Source organism: Pseudoalteromonas sp. PAR1 (genome assembly GCF_947311895.1).
Lineage (GTDB): Bacteria > Pseudomonadota > Gammaproteobacteria > Enterobacterales > Alteromonadaceae > Pseudoalteromonas > Pseudoalteromonas lipolytica_C.
This window is the reverse complement of record NZ_CAMZMY010000002.1, coordinates 16070-40725: the sequence shown is the minus strand read 5'-3', so window position 1 is coordinate 40725 and position 24656 is coordinate 16070. Positions and strand designations below refer to the sequence as shown.

At 41.7% G+C, this 24656-nt stretch carries 21 protein-coding genes; 6 read left to right on the top strand and 15 right to left on the bottom strand.

What is annotated here, in order from left to right:
• Positions 1 to 2: 2 nt before the first annotated feature.
• From QL229_RS01660 to mnmC, 3 genes are all read right to left on the bottom strand, one after another.
• Positions 3 to 839 carry a transporter substrate-binding domain-containing protein gene (locus tag QL229_RS01660; RefSeq protein ID WP_138556958.1) on the bottom strand — a complete coding sequence of 279 codons (837 nt, stop codon included), beginning with the start codon at positions 837 to 839 and terminating at the stop codon, positions 3 to 5.
• A gap of 83 nt (positions 840 to 922) precedes the next feature.
• On the bottom strand, positions 923 to 1558 hold the full coding sequence (locus tag QL229_RS01655; protein ID WP_138556957.1) for an SDR family oxidoreductase: 636 nt from the start codon (positions 1556 to 1558) through the stop codon (positions 923 to 925).
• 126 nt (positions 1559 to 1684) lie between these two features.
• Positions 1685 to 3733 (bottom strand): bifunctional tRNA (5-methylaminomethyl-2-thiouridine)(34)-methyltransferase MnmD/FAD-dependent 5-carboxymethylaminomethyl-2-thiouridine(34) oxidoreductase MnmC, encoded by a 2049-nt coding sequence (gene mnmC, locus QL229_RS01650; protein WP_138556956.1) that lies wholly within the window; start codon positions 3731 to 3733, stop codon positions 1685 to 1687.
• Positions 3734 to 3913: 180 nt separating this feature from the next.
• On the opposite strand from mnmC, the gene fabB reads away from it, so the two are divergent.
• The 5 genes from fabB (at position 3914) to QL229_RS01625 (ending at position 12391) form a co-directional block, all read left to right on the top strand.
• Positions 3914 to 5128, top strand: a complete 1215-nt coding sequence (gene fabB / locus QL229_RS01645; protein WP_138556955.1) for a beta-ketoacyl-ACP synthase I — start codon at positions 3914 to 3916, stop codon at positions 5126 to 5128.
• A gap of 188 nt (positions 5129 to 5316) precedes the next feature.
• Positions 5317 to 6438 carry a 4-phosphoerythronate dehydrogenase gene (locus QL229_RS01640; protein WP_138556954.1) on the top strand — a complete coding sequence of 374 codons (1122 nt, stop codon included), beginning with the start codon at positions 5317 to 5319 and terminating at the stop codon, positions 6436 to 6438.
• Positions 6439 to 6470: 32 nt separating this feature from the next.
• Positions 6471 to 7487, top strand: coding sequence for an aspartate-semialdehyde dehydrogenase (locus tag QL229_RS01635; RefSeq protein ID WP_138556953.1), 1017 nt, complete (start codon positions 6471 to 6473; stop codon positions 7485 to 7487).
• 321 nt (positions 7488 to 7808) lie between these two features.
• Positions 7809 to 11684 carry a FimV/HubP family polar landmark protein gene (locus QL229_RS01630; RefSeq protein WP_281546436.1) on the top strand — a complete coding sequence of 1292 codons (3876 nt, stop codon included), beginning with the start codon at positions 7809 to 7811 and terminating at the stop codon, positions 11682 to 11684.
• A gap of 167 nt (positions 11685 to 11851) precedes the next feature.
• Complete coding sequence (locus QL229_RS01625; protein ID WP_138558620.1) at positions 11852 to 12391, top strand: hypothetical protein; 540 nt, start codon at positions 11852 to 11854, stop codon at positions 12389 to 12391.
• A gap of 85 nt (positions 12392 to 12476) precedes the next feature.
• Here QL229_RS01625 and QL229_RS01620 read toward each other — a convergent pair whose 3' ends face one another.
• Together QL229_RS01620 and QL229_RS01615 are read right to left on the bottom strand one after the other, a co-directional pair.
• On the bottom strand, positions 12477 to 14102 hold the full coding sequence (locus QL229_RS01620) for a M28 family metallopeptidase (protein ID WP_138558632.1): 1626 nt from the start codon (positions 14100 to 14102) through the stop codon (positions 12477 to 12479).
• Between the two features lie 126 nt (positions 14103 to 14228).
• Positions 14229 to 15248 (bottom strand): MBL fold metallo-hydrolase, encoded by a 1020-nt coding sequence (locus QL229_RS01615; RefSeq protein ID WP_281546435.1) that lies wholly within the window; start codon positions 15246 to 15248, stop codon positions 14229 to 14231.
• Positions 15249 to 15423: 175 nt separating this feature from the next.
• Here QL229_RS01615 and QL229_RS01610 point away from each other — a divergent pair, with 175 nt between their 5' ends.
• The gene (locus QL229_RS01610; RefSeq protein WP_138558622.1) at positions 15424 to 16017 is read left to right on the top strand and encodes a TetR/AcrR family transcriptional regulator; all 594 of its coding nucleotides are present in this window, start codon (positions 15424 to 15426) and stop codon (positions 16015 to 16017) included.
• A 57-nt stretch (positions 16018 to 16074) separates the two neighbouring features.
• Here the strand turns inward: QL229_RS01610 and lipA are convergent, their stop codons facing one another.
• The 10 genes from lipA to nadD form a co-directional block, all read right to left on the bottom strand.
• On the bottom strand, positions 16075 to 17040 hold the full coding sequence (gene lipA / locus QL229_RS01605; RefSeq protein WP_130051157.1) for a lipoyl synthase: 966 nt from the start codon (positions 17038 to 17040) through the stop codon (positions 16075 to 16077).
• Positions 17033 to 17689, bottom strand: a complete 657-nt coding sequence (gene lipB, locus QL229_RS01600; RefSeq protein WP_135924117.1) for a lipoyl(octanoyl) transferase LipB — start codon at positions 17687 to 17689, stop codon at positions 17033 to 17035. Before lipB ends, lipA begins: the two co-directional genes overlap by 8 nt.
• A gap of 19 nt (positions 17690 to 17708) precedes the next feature.
• Positions 17709 to 17987 (bottom strand): DUF493 family protein YbeD, encoded by a 279-nt coding sequence (gene ybeD / locus QL229_RS01595; RefSeq protein ID WP_135924118.1) that lies wholly within the window; start codon positions 17985 to 17987, stop codon positions 17709 to 17711.
• A gap of 184 nt (positions 17988 to 18171) precedes the next feature.
• On the bottom strand, positions 18172 to 19332 hold the full coding sequence (locus tag QL229_RS01590; protein ID WP_199527570.1) for a serine hydrolase: 1161 nt from the start codon (positions 19330 to 19332) through the stop codon (positions 18172 to 18174).
• Between the two features lie 54 nt (positions 19333 to 19386).
• The gene (locus QL229_RS01585) at positions 19387 to 20151 is read right to left on the bottom strand and encodes a septal ring lytic transglycosylase RlpA family protein (RefSeq protein WP_135924120.1); all 765 of its coding nucleotides are present in this window, start codon (positions 20149 to 20151) and stop codon (positions 19387 to 19389) included.
• Positions 20151 to 21257, bottom strand: coding sequence for a rod shape-determining protein RodA (rodA, locus tag QL229_RS01580; RefSeq protein ID WP_135924121.1), 1107 nt, complete (start codon positions 21255 to 21257; stop codon positions 20151 to 20153). The genes QL229_RS01585 and rodA overlap by 1 nt, the downstream gene beginning before the upstream one ends.
• Entirely contained in the window at positions 21254 to 23134 is a 1881-nt protein-coding gene (gene mrdA / locus QL229_RS01575; protein ID WP_135924122.1) for a penicillin-binding protein 2, read from the bottom strand. The genes rodA and mrdA overlap by 4 nt, the downstream gene beginning before the upstream one ends.
• Positions 23135 to 23141: 7 nt before the next feature.
• A complete protein-coding gene (rlmH, locus tag QL229_RS01570; protein ID WP_036967350.1) occupies positions 23142 to 23612 on the bottom strand; it encodes a 23S rRNA (pseudouridine(1915)-N(3))-methyltransferase RlmH in 471 nt (156 codons plus the stop codon).
• A 27-nt stretch (positions 23613 to 23639) separates the two neighbouring features.
• A complete protein-coding gene (rsfS, locus tag QL229_RS01565; RefSeq protein WP_138558624.1) occupies positions 23640 to 23957 on the bottom strand; it encodes a ribosome silencing factor in 318 nt (105 codons plus the stop codon).
• Between the two features lie 55 nt (positions 23958 to 24012).
• The gene (nadD, locus tag QL229_RS01560) at positions 24013 to 24648 is read right to left on the bottom strand and encodes a nicotinate-nucleotide adenylyltransferase (protein WP_135924123.1); all 636 of its coding nucleotides are present in this window, start codon (positions 24646 to 24648) and stop codon (positions 24013 to 24015) included.
• Positions 24649 to 24656 lie beyond the last annotated feature (8 nt).

Genomic DNA, 24656 nt, shown 5'->3' with positions numbered 1-24656 from the left:
GCTCATTGAAATGGGTTAAACCACAAAGGGCTATTTTTATTAGGTGTGTTCGACGATAACGTTGGGTTATCTAGCTCAATAACGCGACGCGAGCTTAAATTGGCTTTTGATAAAACCGTTTGTACTTGGCTGTCTGCCAAAAACATGGCGTTAAATGTGCCATCGGCAATCATCTCGTTTAGGGCATCATTTAGCTGTTTATGTAGTGTGTGATTGTTTTTGTTGACGAAAAAGTAAAGTGGTGCGGTGTACTTAATAACTAAGTATGGCTCAACAGTGAGGTTAAGCTCTGAGTGATTGGCAATTTCATCCCAAGGTTCATTCACCCCACGTGGGAAGTAGTCAAAGCGCTCGCCCTCAAGCATTGGAAACAAGTTAGGGTATTTTAATGTGGTAATAACGGGCAGTTGATTCGCTTTTAATATTTTCGTGTCTGGCCAAGTTTTACCTTGCCCAGCGGTGAAGCGTTTTAAATCCTGTAAACTAGTTACCGTGCTAAACAGCTCGCGATTTTGTGCTTTTACAATCGCGACTCGCATGCCAAGTAAGCCACGAAACAAGGGAATATAAACAGCTTGATAATCTTGCTCTAATTGAGTAGATGTCATGCTCCACATCACATCCAGTTGGTTGTTTTTTACATCGTTTAAGATACGTGCATTAGAGATATCTTTATTGGTTTCGTAAGGGTGAACATACTCTAAGCCAGCACGTTCAATGGCGCTGATCAGTAATTTGTGGGGAAGGGAGGTATCGCCACTGTAGCTTTGTACTTTTACCGGTGCAGCGAAACAAGCCGACGTAAAAGCAAAGCAAAAAAGAAAAGCAAAATGACGCATAAAGCACCTTTGTTATTATTATGTAAACAATAAACTAAAGTGCTTTACGCGCTTTCTCAATCTTATTTCTTATGCATACGTATTCAATCGCTCAGAAGGCTGTCGATTGATTTATCACCATTAAACAATTCAAACACTCTTGGCTTTTTCGGTGTATGTTCAGCAAGGTATAGCAGGGTATCGGCCACATCTTCACGGTTGATCACCGCATCTTGGCGGGTTGCAGGGCGTGTGGTAGTTAATAATCCCGTTGCTGCATCATTTAACAGAGTGCCAGGTCTGACTATGCTGTAATTTAATTCGCTACTGATTAAATGCTGGTCAGCCATATGCTTAGCAACTAAATACGGTTTTATACTGCTTTCAATGTTGTCTGGGGCATCAGCACCAATAGAGCTGACCATAATAAAGTGCTTAACCTTGGCATCTGCCGCATAATTAATCGCTTTAACAGCGGCCCATAAATCTATCAGTAAGGTTTTATCTGCACCTGTTGAACCACCAGAACCAGCACTAAAAATTACTTGTTCAACGCCTTCGAAAGCACGGCTAAAATCATTTTCGAGGTCTTGCTCTACAATCGTTAAATTATTACTTTCAAGCGTACTCAGTTTGCTTTTGTCTCGAACTAAAGCGACTACGTCATGACCGCTTGCCAGCATTTTTTCGGTGGTCATTTTACCTATTTGACCTGTGGCGCCAATGATTAAGGTCTTCATATCAAACTCCTTCTAATTACTGTGTAAGTAAAGACCTTGGGGTGAGGAATTATTTTTAAAGGGGAAACTAAAAACGAAATTGTAATCAAGAACAATAATGGGGCTAATTAAAGCCCCATCCAGCCGCTAAATTTTATTGCGAATTAAATCGCGTACAATAAAGCGGGCGGGGTGAATGGCTTGGCTCACACGTTCACTAAATGGTCTTGGTTCATTGTTTAAACAAGCAATTAAATGCTCAGCACATAAAGGGGCACTACACAGGCCTCTTGCGCCAAAGCCCGTAAGCACATGTAATCCTTGCTGAGGTTTCGTTAAAGCTTGGTATTGATAACGCTTACCCAAGCGTAGATTGGCAAACGCGCTTACATAATCACTTTGTTCAGCCCACTCACCAGCCATAGGAAGGTGGTCGATGAAGGTACATCTAACCGCTGCTTTAGCGGCTGTTATCTCGCCTAAGCTATTGGCAAACTCGCAGTTGGGGTAAAAGTTTAGTAATTGCTCGCGATTAGTGTGGTTGTCTTGCTCTTTAACTTCACGGCTTTTTGAGTTTTTTTCAAAGGTCGCGCCCATACAATGATGACCCTGATATTCAGGAGTAAAATAGCCTTTATGGCAAAGCACGGTTTTCAGGCGTTTTGACTGCTCGCTTGCTTGTACATGAGAGACTTGGCCGCGCACACCGACAACGGGGAGTGTGTGAGTTTGGCTAAACTGATCGCTGTGTTCACCAGCACAGTTAATTACATCGCTAAAAGGCCCAAATGTTTGCTCTTTTGTGTGTAACAGCCAGCCGTCAGCGGTTTTTTCGAGTTTTTCAATATGGCAATTAAAGTGGCTATCTATTTTACTATTGTTACTCGTACTTAAGGAGTTTGCTGCTTTAAATAATGCTGTAACAAGTGCTGGTGGATTTACCCAACCGCCTTTTGCAAAGAACACACCTGAGTAACCAGTATCTACACCGGCAATTTTATCACCTTCTTCGGCACTTACATTGCGCATTAACTCAGTTGGCCAAAGTTCTTTATCGGCAAGGTTTTGATGTTTATCAGCTAGGCCTTGTTTAACCGCATGTTGCAATACACCACACCACTGGTGAGGGTAGTCAAAACCATCATCAAGCAATTGCTGGTAAAGACGCATCGCATATAAAAAACTATGGGCAAACATTTCACTGTGCGGTGAATTCTTCGCTTGTAAATGCGGATAAACAGCCCCTTGTACATTGTGCGAAGCGCCCATGGCAAGGGCTTTATCTTGGCAAAAAAGTGTGGCATTCAGGCCTCTTTTAGCCAGTGAATACAGTACACTGCTACTGGCAATACCGCCGCCGATAACAGCTACATTACTCAGTTCACTTTGTTGGTGAGCAAAATACGCGGGTCCTGATTGTTGCTGGTTAGGCTCGGTTAGCTTACCAATCAGCATTTCGCGCTTTTTACCGTAGCCTTTTGCTTTACTCATGCTAAAGCCTGCTTCGATTAGCCCTCTTCTTACAAAGCCAGCTGCAGTGAAAGTGGCGAGTGTGGCTTTTGCTCTTGAAATAGTTCGCATTTTGTTAAACAAACTTTGCTGCCACATATCTGGGTTTTTACTTGGAGCAAAGCCATCTAAATACCAGGCATCGATAACCCCTTCACTTGGGTAGCTCATGGTATCGATGCTGTCTTGTACGTCACCAAAATAAAGGTCGAGTATTAGCTTGCCGCCAGCAAATTCAAGACGATGACAACCGGCCAAATTAATAGGGTATTGAGCAATCAGTTGCTCACTATAATCGCTTAAATTAGGCCAGGCTTTAAGTGCTTGTGTGAGGTCATCACGCTTAATAGGGTATTTCTCGAATGAGATAAAGTGCAGTCTATTTACGCATTTATTGCCACTAAGGTCGTGTTGATTTTGAACTTCTAGCTCTGCATGCTGCCTATCAAGGTGAGCAGCAAAATGTTGCCAGGTATTTAAAAAGTTAAGCCCAGTACCAAAGCCTGTTTCAGCAATGGCAAAGTGGTTACGGTCATGATTTTGTAATCGTTGCGGGATATTGTTTTGTTGGTAAAAAACATAATGTGATTCGGCTAAGCCATCGTCGTTAGAGAAATAAACATCGTCAAACTGATCGGCGACAGGGGTACCAAGGTGATTAAAATGAATATGTGCGTTTTTGATCATGGTTTAACTAATTAACTACAAACTTTTTTTAATTATTTTACGTGTTTTCTTTGAAATAGTCTGGCGTTATTTATAAGCTAGACATTCAGAGTACAAGTGTACGCTAGAAAGCTGACCACTTCGAAAGTAATTTCAGCGTAAAATAGAACACAATTTAGTATAGAGCTAAGGTAATTACCCATGAGAAGAGCCGTTATTACGGGCATCGGTGTTGTTTCAAGCATCGGTAACAACAAAGAAGAAGTATTAGAATCATTAAAACAAGGCCGCAGTGGTATTGCATTCAACCAAGAATTTGCCGACTACAACCTACGTAGTAACGTATCGGGCAAAATCGATATTGATGTTAAAGAGTTTGTTGATCGTAAAGCAATGCGTTTTATGGGCGATGCAGCTGCATACGCTTATATCTCAATGGCACAAGCAATTGAAGATGCAGACCTTAGTGAAGAGCAAGTTTCAAACGAGCGCACTGGTTTATTAGTGGGTTCAGGTGGTGGTTCATCTAAGTGGCAAGTTGAGGCAGCTGACATTTTACGTGAAAAAGGCGTAAAACGTGTTGGTCCTTACATGGTACCACGTACTATGGCGAGCACGACTTCTGCATGTCTTGCAACACCTTTTAAAATTAAAGGTGTTAACTACTCAATCAGTTCTGCGTGTGCGACATCGGCACACTGTATTGGTCATGCGGTTGAGCAAATTCAACTAGGTAAGCAAGACGTTATTTTTGCAGGTGGTGGTGAAGAGCTTCACTGGACACTTGCAATGGAATTCGATGCAATGGGTGCATTGTCTACTAAGTATAATGAAACACCAGAGAAAGCATCACGTACATACGATGCAAACCGTGACGGTTTTGTTATCTCTGGCGGTGGCGGTATCGTTGTTGTTGAAGAATTAGAGCATGCACTTGCTCGTGGTGCGCACATCTATGCAGAAATCACAGGCTACGGTGCAACTTCTGACGGTTACGACATGGTAGCTCCATCAGGTGAGGGCGCTGTACGTTGTATGAAGCAAGCAATGCAAGGCCTTGAAGGTGGTATTGATTACTTAAATACTCATGGTACTTCAACACCAGTTGGCGATGTTAAAGAGCTTGGTGCTATCCAAGAAGTATTTGGTGGTAACTCTCCAATGATCAGTGCAACTAAGGCGATGACAGGTCATGCTTTAGGTGCTGCAGGCGTACACGAAGCAATTTTCTCGCTATTAATGCTTGAGCATAACTTTGTTGCTCCATCAATCAACATTGATGAACTGGATGAGCAAGCACAAGGTCTAAATATCGTAACTGAGCGTAAAGACGTTGAACTAAATACAGTTATGTCTAACAGCTTCGGTTTTGGTGGCACGAACGCCACTCTCGTAATGAGCAAATATAAAGGTTAAACCTCTCCAGTATTTGCTTAAAGCCGAGCAATTGCTCGGCTTTTTCATTATCGCTTTTAATTCCAACTGAAACTCGCACCTTGAGGTGGTTTGGGTATAAATAACCCCAAAATCGTCTTAGTTGTTACCTATCCGAATACCGATAAATTCGCTACAATAGCGCCACTTTCTGCCTCTCGGACACACAAATGAAAATTCTTGCAGATCAAAATATGCCATTGGTTGAGCAGTACTTTGCCGATTTTGGTGATGTTGAGCGATTTGATGGCCGTAATCTACAACCAGAGCAGCTAGTTGGAGTCGACATTTTGTTAACTCGCTCGGTGACCAATGTAGATAAAGCCCTACTAACTCAAGCAGATAAATTAAAATTTGTGGGCACAGCAACCATTGGTGTTGATCACATTGATACCGAATTACTTGCTGAGCGAAATATCGCATTTAGCAGCGCCCCTGGTTGTAATGCCGTGGCGGTAGCTGAATATGTTATTAGTAGCTTATATGCCTTGAGCCAAGAAAATGCCAGCTCATTACAGGGTAAAACCATAGGGATAGTTGGTGTTGGCAGTATAGGAAGCTGCTTACGTGATAAGTTAAGCCTGCTCGGTATGAATGTGTTGCTATGTGACCCACCAAAGCATGAAGCTGGTGAACTTGCAGAACACATTGAGTTAGACACATTACTAGCTCAAGCTGATATTGTGACTTTTCACGTGCCATTAGTTAAGCAGGGGCCACATAAAACCTTGCACATGCTTAATGAAACACGCTTAAAGGCACTTAAGCCTGGAATGACAATTATCAATGCAAGCCGTGGTGATGTAATTGATAACCAAGCATTGCTAGCATTGTTTGAACAAGGTGCCCAATTAGATTGCGTGCTTGATGTTTGGGAAAATGAACCCAATATACTGACTCCTTTGCTTGATTATGTGCGTTATGCCAGTGTGCATATTGCAGGGCATACACTCGAAGGCAAAGCTCGCGGCACACAAATGCTGTATCAGCAAGTGTGTGAGCTTGAAGGCATCGTAGCGCTTAAGTCTCTGGACGATTTTTTACCGGAGCCAATCAGCCATTGTGTCACACTAGGTGAAACCTTTAATCTAGACGATATAGGTCGCTTAGTGCATCTAATTTATGATGTGCGTCGTGACGATGGCATTTTACGAAGTAAATTAGCAAGCGAAGGCTTTGATAGTTTACGCAAGAATTACCCGCCACGACGAGAGTTTAGTACTTTATCGGTGGCTGCCAACAGTGCATGTGAAGGCGCATTAGCTGCACTGGGATTTAGAATTAACGAATAAAGCCATTTGCTTTATTCAACAGAGGAAAACACATGTCGCAAAAATTTAATGTAGCCGTATTAGGTGCCACTGGTTTAGTGGGTCGTCAAATTATCGAAACCCTAGAAGATCGTAAGTTTCCAGTTGACCAATTATTTTTACTCGCAAGCAGCCGCAGTGCTGGTGAAGAAATTCAATTTCGCGGTGAAAGCATTGAAGTAATCGATGTTGAAGAATTTGATTTTAGCCAAGCTCACATTGGTTTATTTTCAGCAGGCGGTAGTGTCTCTGAAAAATACGCACCGATTGCGGCAGATGCTGGCTGTGTGGTAATTGATAATACCTCATACTTTCGTAATGACTTCGATGTGCCATTAATCATTCCTGAAGTGAATGCATCGAGTTTAGCTGATTTCAGAAACCGCAATATTATTGCAAACCCTAACTGCTCAACTATTCAAATGCTGGTGGCGTTAAAGCCAATTTATGATGCTTATGGTATTGACCGCATTAATGTTTCAACTTATCAAGCAGTATCAGGTGCAGGCAAAGAAGCCGTTGATGAACTTGCTAAGCAAACAGCGAACTTAATGAATGCGCGCCCGATGGATAATACTGTTTTCCCTAAACAAATCGCTTTTAACGTGATCCCGCAAATCGACAGCTTTGAAGATAACGGTTATACACGTGAAGAAATGAAAATGGTGAACGAAACACAAAAAATCCTAGGTGATAACAGCGTAGTGGTTAACCCTACCTGTGTTCGTGTACCTGTGTTCTTTGGTCACAGTGAAGCGATTAATATTGAAACGCGTATGCCAGTAGATATCGAACATGTGAAGCAGCTATTAAACGATGCACCAGGTGTTGAGTTTATTGAAGACTTAGCGGATTACCCAACAGCAGTGTCTGACGCTAGCGGCAACGATACTGTGTATGTAGGGCGTTTACGTGCCGATATTTCGCATCCACATGGTTTAAATATGTGGGTTGTTAGTGATAACACACGTAAGGGTGCGGCAACAAATAGTGTGCAGATTGCTGAAGAGCTAATCGCAAATTATTTGTAAATCTGATGATTTTGGCTGAGCTATAAGTGAAAGAGAGCGGCAATTTGCCGCTTTTTTTGTGAATTCACTGCCAAATTATTGCCGCATACGCTGTAAAAGCGTATAAACTTAACAATAACAATAAATAAAACTCTCAGCTGTAGATATTTAAGCTATTTACTTTCAAAGTGTTGCGATGGATATTGCCTAGCATCTGGTTTATAGTCTGCAGCTGGAATAGAGCTTGCAAGAAAGCATAATTAAGAATCAATTCTGCAAGAATTACTTGATGTTTAAGCAACCAAGGTTGCTGCGTTAACATTTAAAACATAAAGGATCAGCATGCGCGGTTTAGCAACACTCTTCATATTAGCGTCTGCATTGGTGGTTACACCGACATACTCTGATGAAGGCTCCACACTTAAAGGCCCTAAAGGGGTCGACTATGGTGAGCAAGGGCGATCAATTGGCCCAATAAAGCCAACTGATACGTTATGGCGTATTGCCGCAAAAATTCGTCCTGATAACTCAGTTTCTATCTATCAAGTCATGCAAGCATTGTATGACAAAAATCCGTCGTCTTTTTTAGACCAAAACCTTAATCATATGCGCGATGGCGCATACCTTAAAATCCCAACAATTGCAGAGATGCGTGCGGTCAATCCCACCTTAGCAAAAGCGCGCTCAGAGCAAGATGATGAATTATGGGAAAAAAAGAAAAACGGCACGTTAACGACTGCTGAAATAAATGAATCACAAAAGAATGTAACGCAGGCTCGTAAAGTCGATGTAGACGAAGCAAAACAAGAGCTTAAACAAGAAATAAATACGATCAAAGCAGAGCAAGGCACTCAGCTTGTTGAGTTGCAAAAGCAATTTAAATCGTCGGTCGAGAATGTAGAAGAAATTTTAGAAGAGAATAACAAACTAAAAAAACAGTTAACGGGTATATCTAAGGAGCTTGAGACTGTTCGTGATCAACTTGGTCAAGACAGTGAAATCCAAAAGCAGCTTAAAGAGCTGATAGCCAAACAAAACGAAATTATAGAGCAGCAAAGAGCAAAAAAGATTGAAGAGGACAGTGGGTTTAATTTTTCGTCTATTCTGAGTAACCCATTTGTTCTCGGTGCTTTAATGTTTCTACCGGCTTTGCTGATAATTGCAGCCGTTGTGATGTTCTTGAAAAAACGCAATAGCAGCGAAACCGATGATATTGATGACGATGAGTTTTTACCGCAAAGCCCTGTCCATACGCCAGATGATGATCTTGATCCAATTGTAGAAACTGATCCACTTGTCCCTGAGCCTTCAGACGATGATGACGAACTAAGTGTCCGATTAGATGACGATCAAGATATGCTGCCAGACGATGATATTATTTTCGACGACAGTATTGATGATAGTTTCGATGACGACGATAGCGTATTAAATCAAGATGAACTAAACGGTTTGCTTAGCGATGATATTGAGTTTGCTGATGAGTCGACAGCGGGCGTTGACGACGATGATTTGGATGCATTTTTACAGCAAGATTTTGACCAAACAGACGATAGTTTAGGTGATGAAATAGATCTGGATAGTGAACAGTCAGATACTGACTTATCGGGCGATATTTTAAGTGCTGACGATATTGATGACTTGTTCGACAATGATGCAGATGATTCACTTGATGATACAAATGAAGATATGGCGGCTCTTAGTGAAGAGCTTGCTGAAGATGATTTTGATATTGATAGTTTAATTGATGAGCAAAATGCGAGTGCAGATGATAATCAAGACGTTGATTTAGATGATATTGATGACTTACTCGATGCTGCCGATGAACAACCTACAACAGGCAATGTTGAAGCAGAACTCATTGATGAAGACGATTTCGATATTGATAGTTTAATTGATGATACACAAGCAGAAGACGACTCTGATGATATTGATTCGTTAATAGAAGAAACTAAAAACGAACAGCCTGCACAGCAAAGTGATATTGATGACTTAATTGACGAAGATGAGTTAGACGAAGACGACCTTGATGCGTCAATAGATGATACTGCGGAGGAAGTTGAGGCTAATGATTTAGCCGATGAGCAAGACGATGATGATACGTTTGATCTCGATGATATTGATTCTTTAATCGACGATGTAGCCGAGCAAGAGGCACCAGCAGAAGAGCCTGTGGTTGATGAGTTAGTCGATGAGCAAGACGATGACGATACGTTTGAAATCGATGATATTGACTCTTTAATCGACGATGTAGCCGAGCAAGAGGCTCCAGCTGAAGAGCTTGCGGTTGATGAGCTAGTCGATGAGCAAGACGATGACGATACCCTTGATAGCGATGACATTGACTCTTTAATTGACGATGTAGCCGAGCAAGATGCAGCAGCTGAAGAGCCTGCGGTTGATGAGCTAGTCGACGAGCAAGACGATGACGATAGCCTTGATAGCGATGACATTGACTCTTTAATCGACGATGTAGCCGAGCAAGAGGCACCAGCTGAAGAGCCTGCGGTTGATGAGCTAGTCGACGAGCAAGACGATGAAGATAGCCTTGATATCGATGACATTGACTCTTTAATCGACGAAGGTGATCTTGAAGAAAGTGATTCAGAAGATGCACTTGAAGAAGACGATATAGATTCTTTACTTGATGAAGTTGAACAAGCACAGCCAAGCAGTTCTGAGGACGAGTTAGCTGACTCTTTAGATATGGGCGATTTAGACTCACTACTGGAAGAAGATGATGATGAAGCTGTTTCAGATGACGAGCTTGAACAGTTAATTCAAGAGGCTAATGAACTTAAAGAAGATACACAAGCTCAGATAGATGACTTAAGTCATGATGATGCCCAAAGCCAAGAACACGATGAGAGTTTACAAGAGTCACTAGAAGATCTAGCTGATGCAGACCAAGCAATAGATGACTTGAATGTTGAGTCAGTGGCTTCTGATTTAGTCGATATTGATGAAGCGCTTAATCACGAGTTTAACGAAGACACCGATGATCTACTAGATGACGAAGATTCACTGGATGAATTTGATGATCCATCACTAAAAAGTGTTGATGAATTATTAAGTGAAATAGGTGAAGACGAAGATGATTATATAGCAGCTCCAGACTGGTCTATTGATGATGAACCTCAAGAAGATATTGAAGAAGTTGAAATAGATTTAGGTGACGATCCTCTTGCCGATGATCAACTAACAGATGAATTTGACCTAGGCGTTGAAGATGAGCCTCTCGTTCAAGACACAGTTACACCGAGTCAAGAACTTGATGAATACCCTGAACTTGAGTTAGATGATGCTGGTTTTGAGTCAGAAGACTCAATTGATGAGTTCCAAGACGATTTATCTTTACAGCCAAGTCAGGCAGAGCAAGATCTTGCAAATTCACTGGCGGGTGGTAATGAACTTAATCAGTTAGAGGATGACTTTGACGATGAGTTGTTGCTAGATAATGAGTTTACTGAGCAAGATGCTCTAGAATCTGAAGATGACTTAACAGAGTCAAATGATGCAGTGGTTACAAGTGCAGAGTCTGAGCTGCCGACAGCTGCAGATAATAGCGATAATCTTGAGAGCGAAGCGGAGTTTGAGCTAGACCTTGACGATATTGAACATGAAGACGAAGCTGACACCATCGCAGACATTGAATCAGAAATTGTGGGCAGTGATGACTTAACTACGTTATCTGATGATGAAATCGACGATGATTTCATGGCTGATTTAACTCAAACAGACTTTGATGCGCTGCTAAATGAGCTAGCAGAGCCAGATGAAGCCGACATTGCAGATGCCAGTGAGTTTGATGTTGATTTTAACGCACTGTTAAATGAAGACTTGCAGATTGAAAACGACGCACAGCCAGAGCCTGAGGATAATGTATCAGCAGCTCAAGAGCCTGAGTCTACAGGCGATGAGTTTGTTGATATTGACTCGTTACTTGAGCAAAGCGACGATGAAGCATTAGACCATGAACCTTACGATGAGGTTGATATGGATGTAGGGCTTAGTGATTTTAATGAATTACTCGCAGGTGACAACCCAACAGATGTTGATGCCGAAAGTGGCGGATACTCAGCAAAACTAGACCTTGCAAGGGCATATATTGAAATCGACGACTTTGATGCTGCATTACAAGCCATTGAAGATGTAATCGAAAATGGCCCAGAAGAAGTTCAAGAAGAAGCACTTTCGTTAAAGGCTAAGATTAAAGAGTAATACTATCCAATAATAAACCGAGCCAACGAGCTCGGTTTTTTTATGTCTGCTGCACAGCATTCTGTACTCAAGCCATGTAATAATCTGTAATACACAAGTGAATTTCTCCATCTTACTATTTAACTGAACCATGAGGGTTTAGCTAAAAATTTACTAGGAGAAGGAAAATGAGTTCACTTTATGTATCAATCGATGGAAGACCTGTATCCGATGTATTTACTCAATTAGCCGATACAGCGTTTGAAATACTAAAAAATGAAGGGAATGCCTCAACGCAGATAGTGCCTGAAATTGTGAATAACACCAACAAAACATGGCGTTATAAAACAAGTGGTACTATGCAAGGGACAATGCAATACCCTCAAAGTGGAGGCATTGAGCCACATTTTGCTCGTGCATGGACTCAGCGTTCAATGGGGACAGACGGCTCATTTGGTTGGGTTATTTATACTGATGATGATAATAATCAATTATTTGTAGGGTATTGCGTATATTATATCGGTGCACAAGCTAAGTATCTTGTTAAGTACGAGAATACTAACTTTGCAGGTAAAGACAATAACGCCCTATTAGCTATGATAGATTCAGAAGGCAAAACGGGGGGTTATGCATTTGAATTTAGCGGTGTAAATGTGGATTATTCTGGATTTGAGCATCGGCAGGAAGGGGTTGCTCAATCAAGAGAGCTGCGGGTAACGTTAGAATAATTAAGTTGGTTTAATCAATTAGCAAGTTGGCATATTGTACATAAAAAACCGAGCAATGAAGCTCGGTTTTGTATCTAAGCGAAGGTTATTGCTTGTCTTGCAAACGACGCGCTTTGAAATCAGACTCAGCTTTCCATTTTGGCCAGTCACCGTTATTAGCAAGTTTGGCTGCAATATCAACGATCAGTTCGATATCTTGCTTAACACCACCCATAGACCATTGGGGTGAATAGTCGTCAGCTTCTTTGTGATATTTATGGGCTATATAATCAGGATCAGTATCACCTAAGCTCATAAATAATAAACTTGGCACGCCTTGTTTAGCCAATGAGAAGTGATCAGAGCGGAAGAACAATCCATTTTGAGGACGAGGGTCCATTTTTACATGACGCCCTTGAGCTTTAGCTGCATCTGCAAGGTAGTCTTCCATTTCAGACATGCCTTTGCCGTATTGCAATATGTAGTCAACGCCATCTAGCACGTTCATACCGTCAATATTAAGCAACGCGACCATTTGTTTGGTTGGTACAATTTCGCCAGTAGCGAATTGCTCAGAACCAATAAGCCCAGTTTCTTCAGCCGTAAAGTTGGCAAAGATAATAGAGCGTTTAAATGGCTTTTTCTTATGCATTTCAGTAAGGATACGGGCTATTTCAACTGTTGCTGCGGTACCAGAAGCATTATCAACAGCACCATTGTAGATTTTCACACCATCATCAGTTTGCTTCGTACCAAAGTGATCCCAGTGTGCACCAATTACAATGTACTCATCTGGAGTTTCGCTGCCTTTTAGTGTTGCCACAACGTTATGTGATTGTGCTTGAGAGATATCACTTTTTAGAGTCAGCGCTGCTTTTGCTTTTAAGTCGACAGGTTTGAAATCGGCTTTTAGTGCATTTGCTTTCTCTGTTTGATAATCAAGCCCCGCTTGAGCAAAGATCTCATTTGCAGCTTGCTCATCAATCCAACCCATTACAGGGATGTCAGAAGCATTTTTATCTTGGTCGATTAAGGTATATTTACTACCCGTGTTCGAGCTTTCTACTACACTCCAAGGATAAGCAGCAGGGGCTGTTTCGTGAACGATAAATACCGCTTTTGCACCTTGTCGTGCACCTTCTTCATATTTGTAAGTCCAACGACCGTAATAGGTCATAGCGTTACCAGTGAAAAGCGCATCATCTTGCGTGGCAAAACCTGGATCATTAACAAGTACAATGATTGTTTTGTCTTTTACATCAATATCTGCAAAGTCATCCCAGTTATATTCAGGTGCATTAATGCCATAGCCAACAAACACAACATCAGAGCCATCAATGTTGATTTCAGGGTTAATTTGTTGGGTACGGGCGGTAAAATCACTGCCAGCATTAAAGCTTAAATCACCCACTTTTAGGGTCATGTTTTGATCTGGAGTGAGTTTTGCCATGGTAACTGGCTGTAAAAACTCGCCATTAAAACTACCGCTTAAGCCGAGTTTTTTATACTCGTCGGCTAAATAATTAATGGTTAGTGTTTCGCCTTCAGTTAAAGGACCGCGACCTAAGAATTCATCTGAGGCGAGGGTTTTAATATGTGAGCGTACATTCTCAATATTAACGGCTTCAAGGTTTTTTTCGCTTGGCTCATCAGCGCTTGATGTTGCTTGCTCGGAGCAACCGAATAAACCAATGGCAAGCGCTAAACTTGCGTATTTTAAGTGAGTTGTCATAGTTTTTCTGGTTGATTGCACAGAGTTCCACTATATGGGACGAGAAGGGGGCTGTCTAGAAAGAGTCTATAAGTAACTAATTATTCAGGATGAAAGGATAATAATGCACCTTTCATCCTGTCAATTTTACCACCACGCTTTATCAACTGCGTTATCTTGAATTTTAAATACCTCACCAACAAGTGGGGTACTTAGCGATACGTGCTCCTGTTGTGCTTTTTTGGTGACACGCTTGAGCGGGTCATACCAAGCATGAAATGCTAAATCGAAAGTACCATTATGCACTGGCACCATGATATCACCTTGTAAATTGAGATGAGCTTGTACAGATTGCTCTGGTGTCATGTGAATATCAGCCCAATCTTTGTCATAAGCACCGGTTTCTATAAAAGTAATATCAAACGGCCCATAACGATTACCAATTTCTTTAAAGCCAGCAAAATATCCCGAGTCACCGCTAAAATAAAAGCGCTTGTCGTTTATTTTAATAGCCCATGAACCCCAAAGGGTTTTATTGCCGTCTGTTAAACCTCGACCAGAGAAGTGCTGGGTTGGTGTAAATACAATTTGGCTATTTGCCATATTTTGCTCTTGCCACCAATCAAAACTATGGACTTTTTGTTCATCAACGCCCCATTTTTTAAGGTCGTTTTCGACTCCCAATGGCACATAAAAAGAGGCTGTTTTATCAACAAGCTGTTTAATTGCCGCTTTATCTAAGTGATCATAATGGTTGTGTGAGATAAACACTTTCGCGATGCTTGGTAATTCTTCAATACTAATTGGTGTTGGTTGAAAGCGTTTTGGACCCATGAATGAAAAAGGCGAAGCGCGCTCTGAAAATACCGGATCAAATAGCCAGTATTCGCCATACACTTTCGCTAAAATAGAGGAGTGACCTAGCTTTACAAAATGCACTGTGTCATTTGATAAACGCTCAAGCTGAGCATGAGAAACAGAATGCATAGGCAGCTCGCCCTTTGGCTCTGCATCAATTTTCTTTTCAGTAATGAAGCGTTTGAAGATAGCTAACGTTTTCTTGAAGCTGGGTCTTTCTACTTCAGCACTATTGTGGAACTTGCCATCAGCCAGTTGCGCAGAGTGGCTGTTATCACTCACGCCTTCAGCAGCTAATTGATTATTCATAACAAACACTCCTATCACGATGCATAGAGTGGCGATTGCGAGCCATTTTAGAAATTTCATATCGTCACCATAAGTAAACTGCACGGTGTAGTTTTTCATGATTTGCTATAAAAGTAAACTATCTAGTGCATTTTTTATTTTTGCGTTACACTAGTAGCCCTTATCGGAGGGGTCCATGAAATTATCACAGAGAAAACGATTAGATATTTTGAATGCAGCTGAAACATTGTTTTTTCAGCAGGGTGTTGAGCATACAAGTATGGATCAGGTTGCAAGCTTAGCGGGTGCCTCAAAGCGTACCGTATACAATCACTTTGAAAATAAAGATGTGTTGTTTCAAGCCATTCTAGTGTTTATGTTTGAAAAAGTTCGCCAAGAGCAAGCGGTTGTATTTGATGCTACTTTACCAATTGCAGAGCAGTTAACACGTATTGCCGAGCAAGAAGTGGCACTTTTGACCTCTGAAGAGTTTTTAAAAGTAGCGAAAGTCGCCTTTATGCAAATGTTACAGCAGCCCGATTTAGCAAAATCATTAGCGAGTAACAACATGGGCTGTATGCACGACCTAGTGACGTTTTTAGAAGCAGGTGTGCAAGCACAGGTTTTAGCTATTGATGATGTTGAGTTTGCAGCAAAACAGTTTGTGTATCAGTTAAAGTCTCTGATCTTTTTCCCGTTGCTGTATGGCTTTGAGCGCCAAGAAGGCGACTCAGATAACAAAGTAATAAGCGAAACAGTAAAAATGTTCTTAGCGCGTTATGGGCGCTGATATTTTGGAATATAAAAAAGCCCGCTTAATGCGGGCTTTTAAATAGTTGTAAAACTATTATTTTACTTCTTTACCAGCTGCTTGTTGGTCAGCATGGTAGCTTGAGCGAACAAATGGGCCACAGGCTGCATGTGTAAAGCCAATTTCGTCTGCATAGTCTTTTAATGCATCAAACTCGGCTGGCGGCACGTAGCGTTTAACAGGTAAGTGGTGCTTTGAAGGTTGTAAGTATTGGCCTACTGTTAGCATATCAACGTTATGCTCGCGTAAGTCACGTAACACTTCTTCGATTTCGCTAATTTCTTCACCTAGACCTACCATCAAGCCAGACTTCGTTTTCACATTCGGATGTGCTTCTTTAAAGCGACGTAATAGCTCAAGTGACCACTTATAGTCAGCACCTGGACGCGCTAATTTGTATAAACGCGGTGCTGTTTCTAGGTTGTGGTTAAATACATCTGGCGGTGTCTCGATTAAGATATCAAGGGCTCTATCCATGCGACCACGGAAGTCAGGTACTAGAATTTCAATCGTGATCTCTGGGTTGTGCTTACGAATTTCACGAATACAGTCAGCAAAGTGTTGTGCACCACCATCACGTAAATCATCACGGTCTACAGAGGTGATTACAACATAGCTTAGCTTCATGTCTTTAATAGTAAGCGCTAGCTTTTCAGGTTCAGCTGCATCAGGCTTTAATGGACGACCGTGAGCAACATCACAGAACGGACAACGACGAGTACAAATAGCCCCTAAGATCATGAAGGTTGCTGTACCGTGATTGAAACATTCAGATAGGTTAGGGCACGAAGCCTCTTCACAAACTGAGTGCAAACCATGTTTACGCATCGCTTGTTTAATACCATCAATACGTTCAGTTGATTTAGGTAAGCGAATTTTTAGCCACTCTGGCTTACGCAACATTTCGTTTTTTTCAGTCGGTAAAACTTTAACTGGGATCAGTGCCATTTTTTCTGCATCACGCAGTTTTACGCCTGGTTCCATTTTGACTGGTTTATTCATTCGTTTCAAACCCTTCAGTGTGCTTAACCACAGTAGCATTAAGCTTTTTAATCATGTGTTTTACAAGCCCTGCACCTGCTTGCTCGAGGTTTTGCGGACCATTAAGGTCAGTTGTTTGCACCATGTTCATGCCTGCATAGCCGCATGGGTTGATACGTAAAAACGGACTCAAGTCCATATTTACATTCAGTGCTAAACCATGGAATGAGCAGCCGCGACGAACTCGTAAGCCCAATGAGGCAACTTTACTATCGTTAACATAGACACCCGGTGCATCCGCTTTGGCGTAAGCATCAATGTCGTAGTCTTTTAACGTGTCGATAATGCACTCTTCAAGCCAAGTTACCAGCTCTCTTACACCAATGTTTAAACGACGTAAGTTGAACAGTACATACATCATTTGCTGACCTGGCCCGTGGTAGGTTACTTGACCACCGCGGTCTACTTGGATCACTTCGATATCACCGGTATTTAATAAGTGCTCAGCTTTACCAGCTTGACCTTGAGTAAATACAGGCTCGTGCTCTACAAGCCAAATTTCATCGGCTGTGTGCTCATCACGGGTGTCGGTAAAAGATTGCATTTTTTGCCAAATTGGCATGTAACGCTGACGACCTAATTGACGAACGATTAATTCTCTTTCGCTCACGACTTACTCCGTAATCAGCCTATAGCATGTGACGTACGTCATCGATGTTGCTGATCACGTTATAGATTTCTTCAATGTGCTCTTTACTTGTAACGGTTGCCACAAGCGTGACTGACTCGTAATTACCTTTGCTGCTTGGTTTTACCTTTGGCGCATAATCGCCTGGTGCAATTGGTTGCAGCTTTTCTAGGATCTGGTCTGTTAGATTTACGTTTGCTAAGCCCATGATTTTAAAAGTAAATGGGCAAGGGAAATCTAAATACTCATCAAACTTAGTATCTTTTACAGGTTGAACCACGACGGTGACTCCTCAAAACAGTGAGTGTGCTTAATCGAGACTTTCTCGGCCAGTTCTTGGCAGTAAGCAGACTTAAATTACGACGCACTCGACCCAGCGCGACTGATATGGGGCGCATTCTATCATTTTTCAGACAAAAAAAAACGCCTTGCAGTGCAAGGCGTTTATAAACTTTTATCTGAGATTACATGATCTGTAAACGTAAGTAATCGTAGATCTTGCTGAAGAAGCTGCCTTCTTCTACTTCTTCAAGTGTAACTAACGGATATTGAGCGATTTCTTCACCATCCAGTTGCAAGAATAAGGTGCCAACTTTACTACCTTTAGCAAGTGGAGCTTCTAGAGTTTTATCAAGCTCAAAGTTCGCTTTTAAGTTTTTACGCTGACCACGTGGGATGGTGATTGGCGTATCTTCTAAAATACCCAGTGAAACATTTTCTTTGTTACCCATCCAAATGCGTTGCTCTGCAAAGCTGTCACCCGCTTGATATGGTGTAATCGTTTCAAAGAAACGGAAACCGTAGTTTAGTAATTTTTTACTTTCAACTTTACGAGCACGCTCGCTTTCGGCGCCCATTACAACAGCGATTAAACGCATATCGTCTTTAGTTGCTGAGCTCACTAGACTATAACCCGCCTCTGACGTGTGACCGGTTTTAATACCGTCTACGTTCATGCTTTCATCCCATAATAGAGAGTTGCGGTTATATTGTTTAATACCGTTAAAAGTGAATGACTTTTTAGCGTATACTTCGTATTCATCTGGTACATCGCGAATAAGTGCAGCACCAAGAGTGGCCATATCACGTGGCGTTGTGAAGTGCTCGTTAGTATCTAATCCGTGACTGTTTACGAAATGGCTGTTTGTCATGCCTAACTTTTCAGCGTGAGCATTCATTAAATCAGCAAATGCACTTTCGCTACCAGCAATGTGTTCAGCCATTGCTACGCACGCATCATTGCCTGATTGAATAATGATACCGTGGTTAAGGTCGTCAACACTGATTTGCTTACCCACTTCGATGAACATTTTTGATGATTCAGGAAAGTTTTTTGCCCACGCTTTTTCACTCACGGTGACCATATCTGTTGGTGAGATATTGCCGGCTTTAATTTCAGTACCGATGACGTAACTGGTCATCATCTTGGTTAGACTGGCAGGTGCCAGCTTAGTATCGGCTTCGCCTTCAGCAATGACCTTACCTGTGGTGAAATCAACCAAGAAATAACCTTTCGCATTAACTTGTGGTGGGGCAGGAATGATTTGGGCTGTTGCTGAAAATACACTCGCTGTGCAAACAAGGCCACAAACGCCACTTAAGATTTTATATTTTATAGATTTCATCGTACTCATTAATGGTTAAAGTTAAACATGTCGCGTTAACCTATTCTAAAGGTCTTACTCACTGTAAAGCAAGAACGCGTTCTGAAATTGGTTTTGTTTTAGCTTTTCTAAAACAGTTTGTGCTTCTGCGGCATCTTTTATTGGACCAAGACGTAATCGATAGATTCCATCTTTTTCAACAATGTTTGTTGGCACATGATATTGCTGACGAAGTTGAAACGCGAGCGCTTCAACATTGGCAAGAGTACTTCCCGCTGCAACCTGTATGTAACTTAAACGAGGGGCAGAATTGCTAAGGGTAATGGCTTCAACCTTAACACGCGCTGTACCTTGGCGATAATAATCTAGTTTATAGGCCGCAGAATAAGATAAATCGATGATACGGTCGTCATGGAATGGGCCGCGGTCATTAACGCGAACAATGACAGATTTACCGTTATCTAAATTAGTGACTCGTGCAAAGCTGGGTAATGGCAAAGTTTTATGCGCTGCAGTCATCGCGAACATGTCATATATTTCACCATTAGATGTATGATAGTTATGAAATTTTCTACCGTACCATGAGGCAATACCTTCTTCAGAGTAGCCTGTTTCATCTAACATGGGAGTGTAGCGTTTTCCACGAACTTCATAAGGTCGACTCGCACTGGCACTCTTAACTACAGCTGTTACTACTGCATCTTGCATTTCAAGTTCGGTAGGCTTTCGAAGCGGGGCTGCATCATGCTCCATAGCATAACGACCTTGCTGCGACGAGCTACAAGCAGTGAGCATTACAGAAAATAATGCAACAAATAGAAAACTAACGCGATGTGTCATTATTTTAAAAGCATCCTTTTATCTGTGGCGATAGACATAATAATGCCAAATCCTGCCATCAAGGTCACCATAGAGGTGCCGCCATAACTGATCAAGGGTAAAGGGACACCGACCACAGGCAGTAAACCTGACACCATGCCAATATTTACAAATACATAAACGAAAAACGTTAAAGTTAATGCGCCAGCAAGCAGTTTACCAAAGGCATCTTGGGCATTGACCGCTATGTATAAACCACGACCAATGATGAATAAATACATACACAGTAATAAACACACTCCAAATAAGCCAAACTCTTCGCTTAAAACAGAGAAGATAAAGTCAGTGTGTCGCTCGGGTAAAAACTCAAGTTGTGATTGCGTACCTTGCAGCCAGCCTTTTCCTTCAATTCCGCCTGAGCCAATTGCTATTTTCGATTGAATAATGTGATAACCAGAGCCAAGAGGATCACTTTCAGGGTCTAAAAATGTTAATACGCGTTGTTTTTGATAGTCGAGCATAACGTAATGCCAAAATGGCCAAGCTGCAATGGCTACTGTAGCGGTAAAAAAGCCGATTAATCGCCAACTTAGGCCTGACAAAAACAATACAAAAATACCTGAACTGGCGATCAATATTGATGTTCCTAAGTCAGGCTGCTCTTTGATTAGGATGGTAGGCACCATCACAATCGCAAAACCAATGATTAGATGGATAATGCGGGGTGGTAAATGGTTGCGGCCGATATACCATGCGACCATCATAGGTACGGCAATTTTCATTAATTCAGATGGCTGAAATCGAGTAATACCAAGATCTAGCCAACGTTGCGCACCTTTAGAGCTAACACCAAATAGCAGTACCCCGATGAGCATTAATAGGCCCACGCAATAAAGTGGAATAACCATTCTTTTTAGCGTGTTTGGCGAAAATTGCGCAAGAATAAACATGCCTAGTATCGCCCCAAACATCCGTGTGGCATGGCGGATCATCATAGCCGGGTCTTGACCACTGGCACTGTAAACAATGGTTAGGCTGCCTACCATCATGAGCATTAACGCTATCAGGAGCGGTAAATCAAGGTGAAGGCGTTGCCAGATAGAGCGTTTTTTATTTAATGGGATCATGGCGCATCACTTTGTGCAACAGGCAGAGGGTTAGCTGAAAAATAATAATCCATCAATTGACGAGCAATAGGCGCACCTACGGTACTGCCGCCACCGGTATTTTCTACAACCACAGAAACCACAATTTGTGGGTCATTATAAGGTGCAAAGCCAACATAAATTGCGTTATCGCGTTGACGCTCTTTAAGTGATTTAGCGTCATAACGTTCACCTTGAGCAATGCTAACTACTTGCGCGGTACCGGTTTTACCAGCAGGGTCATAATTGGCACCTTTAAATGCTTTATGGGCGGTGCCAGTGACTTTGTGTACTGTGTTGTGCATTGCATCAAGCGCTATTTGCCAATGGTGAGGGTTTTTTAGCACCACGGGTGGCTTTTCATCGTTGTTTATTTGAGTGACTTCATTTTCTTTTTTAGCCACTTGCACTAAGTGGGGTGGGTGATCAATCCCGCGATTAACTAAAATATTCGTCGCATTGGCTATTTGCATCGGTGTTGCGGTCCAATAACCTTGGCCAATACCCACTGAAATTGTATCACCACGCCACCACGATTCTCTAAAGCGGCCTTCTTTCCATTCTTTTGATGGCATAATCGCAGAGGTTTCTTCATGAATATCAATACCTGAAAGTTCGCCAAAACCAAATTGAGACATAAAATCACTGATTTTAGTAATGCCTAAGCGATACGCCACGTCATAAAAATAAGTATCGCATGACTCTTCAATAGCACGATAAACGTCAACATGGCCATGACCCCAACGTTTCCAGTCACGCCATTTATGTTCAACGTTTGGAATTTGAAAAAAGCCCGGATCCCACATTTGTGTTTGCTCGGTTACAAGTCCTTCCTCTAGCGCTAAAATGGCCATATGTGGTTTGACCGTAGAAGCTGGTGCGTAACGACCTTGTGTGGTTCTATTTATAAGAGGGCGATCTGGGTTCAATAACTTTTTGTAGTCGCTACTACTGATGCCATGAACAAATAAGTTTGGGTCGTAACTTGGGTTAGAGTAAAGAGCCAGCACGCCACCATCTTTTGCGTCGAGCACAACGACAGCGCCGCGCATATCTTTTAAAGCATGCTGTGCAATTTGTTGTAAGCCTATATCCAGAGTAAGTACCAAGTCATGGCCTGGCTCTGGTGGGGTCATGCTTAAAGTGCGAATGATACGACCCCTGTTGTTAACTTCTACACTTTGTGAGCCAACTACACCATGAAGTAATTGCTCATAGTATTTCTCGATACCTAGCTTACCTATATCATGTGTAGCACGGTAATTTGTTGCTTGGTCATCGGCTTCTAATTTTGCCAGCTCTTTTTTATTGAGTTTGGCAACATAACCTAATGCGTGAGTTAAAGTATCACCATAAGGGTAGTAACGAGCTAGTCGTGCTTCAATACTAAAACCAGGGAATTTGTGCTGATTAACTGAAAATTTGGCAACTTCAGTTTCGTTTAATCGTGCTTTAAGGACTTGGCTCTTAAAACGGCGATTATGTTTGATATCATCTAAAAACTCTTCTTTTTGTTGTTCACTGATATCGATAATTTGTTGAACATCTTCTAATGCTTGATCTAGGTTATCTGTTTCTTCTGGAATGACTTCAAGGTTATATACAGGTTTGTTTTCAGCAAGTAAAACGCCATTTCTGTCATAAATTAGACCCCGATTCGGGGCAATTGGAATAACCTTGATCCGATTATCATTAGAGCGTGTTTGGTAGTCTTGGTGGTCGATAACTTGAATGTTATATAAGTTTGATAATAAGACACCAATTAATAAGGTAACAAACACAAAGCCCACAAACGCACGGCGAGCAAATAAATTAGCTTCAGCCGAGTGGTCTCGAATTGTGGGTCTGTGTTTTCGCATTGACTAACTACTCGCGGTGGTATGGGTGATTATTATTTAAGCTCCAGCCACGATAAAGGCTTTCGGCAACAATAATACGCACTAAAGGATGCGGTAGTGTTAGATTTGATAAAGACCACTTTTGCTCAGAAGCTGCAATGCATTCTGGTGCAAGGCCTTCAGGACCACCAATGAGTAAGCTAACATCACGGCCATCAAGCTGCCATTTTTCCATGCTTTTAGCCAGTTGATGAGTATCCATTGGCTTACCTGTTACTTCTAAAGTAACAATGCGATTGCCTTTGGGTATTGCTGCTAAGGTTTTTTCGCCTTCAAGTTGCAAAATACGTTTTATATCCGCATTTTTTCCGCGTTTACCGGCAGGAATTTCAATAAGCTCAAGCGGCATATCACGCGGGAAACGGCGCTGATATTCTGTGAATCCAGTTTCAACCCATGCTGGCATCTTAGTACCAACGGCAATCAATTGTATCTTCAAAATGGTTTACCTATGTCCTTGCAAGGGTTAACCCCAAAGTTTCTCTAGATCATAGAAGTCGCGAGTTTGGTCTTGCATGACATGTACTACTACATCACCTAGGTCAACAAGCACCCATTCGCCTTCATCTTGACCTTCGTAACCAAGGGGTTCTTCACCAGCGTGGCGTGCTTCTTTTGCAACGTGATCAGCAATCGATTGAACATGGCGTTTAGAGTTACCAGAGCATACTAACATATAGTCGGTAATATCTGACTTTCCACGAACATCAAGTTGCACCACATCACGGGCTTTCATGTCGTCGACTTTATCAAGGGCAAATGCGAGTAGTTGTTTAGAATCCAAAGTGTTTTCTCAAAAATAAATAATCTTAATTGTTATTTTATCACGCAGGCAGCATTTATTCATCTGTTTGATAAAGATGATGCTGTGCGATGTATTGACTGACTGAAGTCGGTAAAAGTTCCGTTATTTCACTATTTGAATGCAGTTTTTTTCTGATTTCTCTTGATGCGGCATCTATTTGTAAGCCATTTAAAAAGAATAACTTACCTGCAGGTTGTTGCTTTAGTTCAGCAAGGTTATCAGTGTATGCCTGTTCCTTGTAATGAGCCAATTCACCAGCGACATTACAGGTTTGCCCCGGTCTTTGATACACGACTATGTGGCAAAGTGTGACAATTTCTTGCCATTTAAACCATTTGTCGAGGCTAATGAATGAGTCCATACCGATTAAAAAAATAATGGGCGTAGTCGGGTGCTCAGCTCTTAATTCTTGCAAGCTAAGTAATGAATAAGAGGCACCTGAACGATTAAGTTCTCTGTAATCAATCGTGAAATAAGGGATGTCTTCAATTGCAAGTTTGAGCATGTTGATACGGTGCTCATCACTGATCCCCGGTTTAGCTTTATGTGCAGGAATAGCGCAGGGCATAAAATACAGCGTATCAAGCTGACACTGTTTAACGCATTGCTCGGCCATATTGATGTGGCCTAAGTGAATTGGGTCAAATGTTCCACCAAATATAGCAATCATTATACAAC

What these genes read in the sequence shown, in the direction of transcription:
- QL229_RS01610 (WP_138558622.1), top strand. Translation starts at nt 15,424, where the DNA reads ATGAAATTATCACAGAGAAAACGATTAGATATTTTGAATGCAGCTGAA.
- lipA (WP_130051157.1), bottom strand. Translation starts at nt 17,040, where the DNA reads ATGAATAAACCAGTCAAAATGGAACCAGGCGTAAAACTGCGTGATGCA.
- QL229_RS01630 (WP_281546436.1), top strand. Translation starts at nt 7,809, where the DNA reads ATGCGCGGTTTAGCAACACTCTTCATATTAGCGTCTGCATTGGTGGTT.
- QL229_RS01585 (WP_135924120.1), bottom strand. Translation starts at nt 20,151, where the DNA reads ATGACACATCGCGTTAGTTTTCTATTTGTTGCATTATTTTCTGTAATG.
- QL229_RS01590 (WP_199527570.1), bottom strand. Translation starts at nt 19,332, where the DNA reads ATGAAATCTATAAAATATAAAATCTTAAGTGGCGTTTGTGGCCTTGTT.
- QL229_RS01625 (WP_138558620.1), top strand. Translation starts at nt 11,852, where the DNA reads ATGAGTTCACTTTATGTATCAATCGATGGAAGACCTGTATCCGATGTA.
- QL229_RS01635 (WP_138556953.1), top strand. Translation starts at nt 6,471, where the DNA reads ATGTCGCAAAAATTTAATGTAGCCGTATTAGGTGCCACTGGTTTAGTG.
- mrdA (WP_135924122.1), bottom strand. Translation starts at nt 23,134, where the DNA reads ATGCGAAAACACAGACCCACAATTCGAGACCACTCGGCTGAAGCTAAT.
- rodA (WP_135924121.1), bottom strand. Translation starts at nt 21,257, where the DNA reads ATGATCCCATTAAATAAAAAACGCTCTATCTGGCAACGCCTTCACCTT.
- QL229_RS01620 (WP_138558632.1), bottom strand. Translation starts at nt 14,102, where the DNA reads ATGACAACTCACTTAAAATACGCAAGTTTAGCGCTTGCCATTGGTTTA.
- nadD (WP_135924123.1), bottom strand. Translation starts at nt 24,648, where the DNA reads ATGATTGCTATATTTGGTGGAACATTTGACCCAATTCACTTAGGCCAC.
- QL229_RS01660 (WP_138556958.1), bottom strand. Translation starts at nt 839, where the DNA reads ATGCGTCATTTTGCTTTTCTTTTTTGCTTTGCTTTTACGTCGGCTTGT.
- QL229_RS01640 (WP_138556954.1), top strand. Translation starts at nt 5,317, where the DNA reads ATGAAAATTCTTGCAGATCAAAATATGCCATTGGTTGAGCAGTACTTT.
- fabB (WP_138556955.1), top strand. Translation starts at nt 3,914, where the DNA reads ATGAGAAGAGCCGTTATTACGGGCATCGGTGTTGTTTCAAGCATCGGT.
- QL229_RS01615 (WP_281546435.1), bottom strand. Translation starts at nt 15,248, where the DNA reads ATGAATAATCAATTAGCTGCTGAAGGCGTGAGTGATAACAGCCACTCT.
- QL229_RS01655 (WP_138556957.1), bottom strand. Translation starts at nt 1,558, where the DNA reads ATGAAGACCTTAATCATTGGCGCCACAGGTCAAATAGGTAAAATGACC.
- mnmC (WP_138556956.1), bottom strand. Translation starts at nt 3,733, where the DNA reads ATGATCAAAAACGCACATATTCATTTTAATCACCTTGGTACCCCTGTC.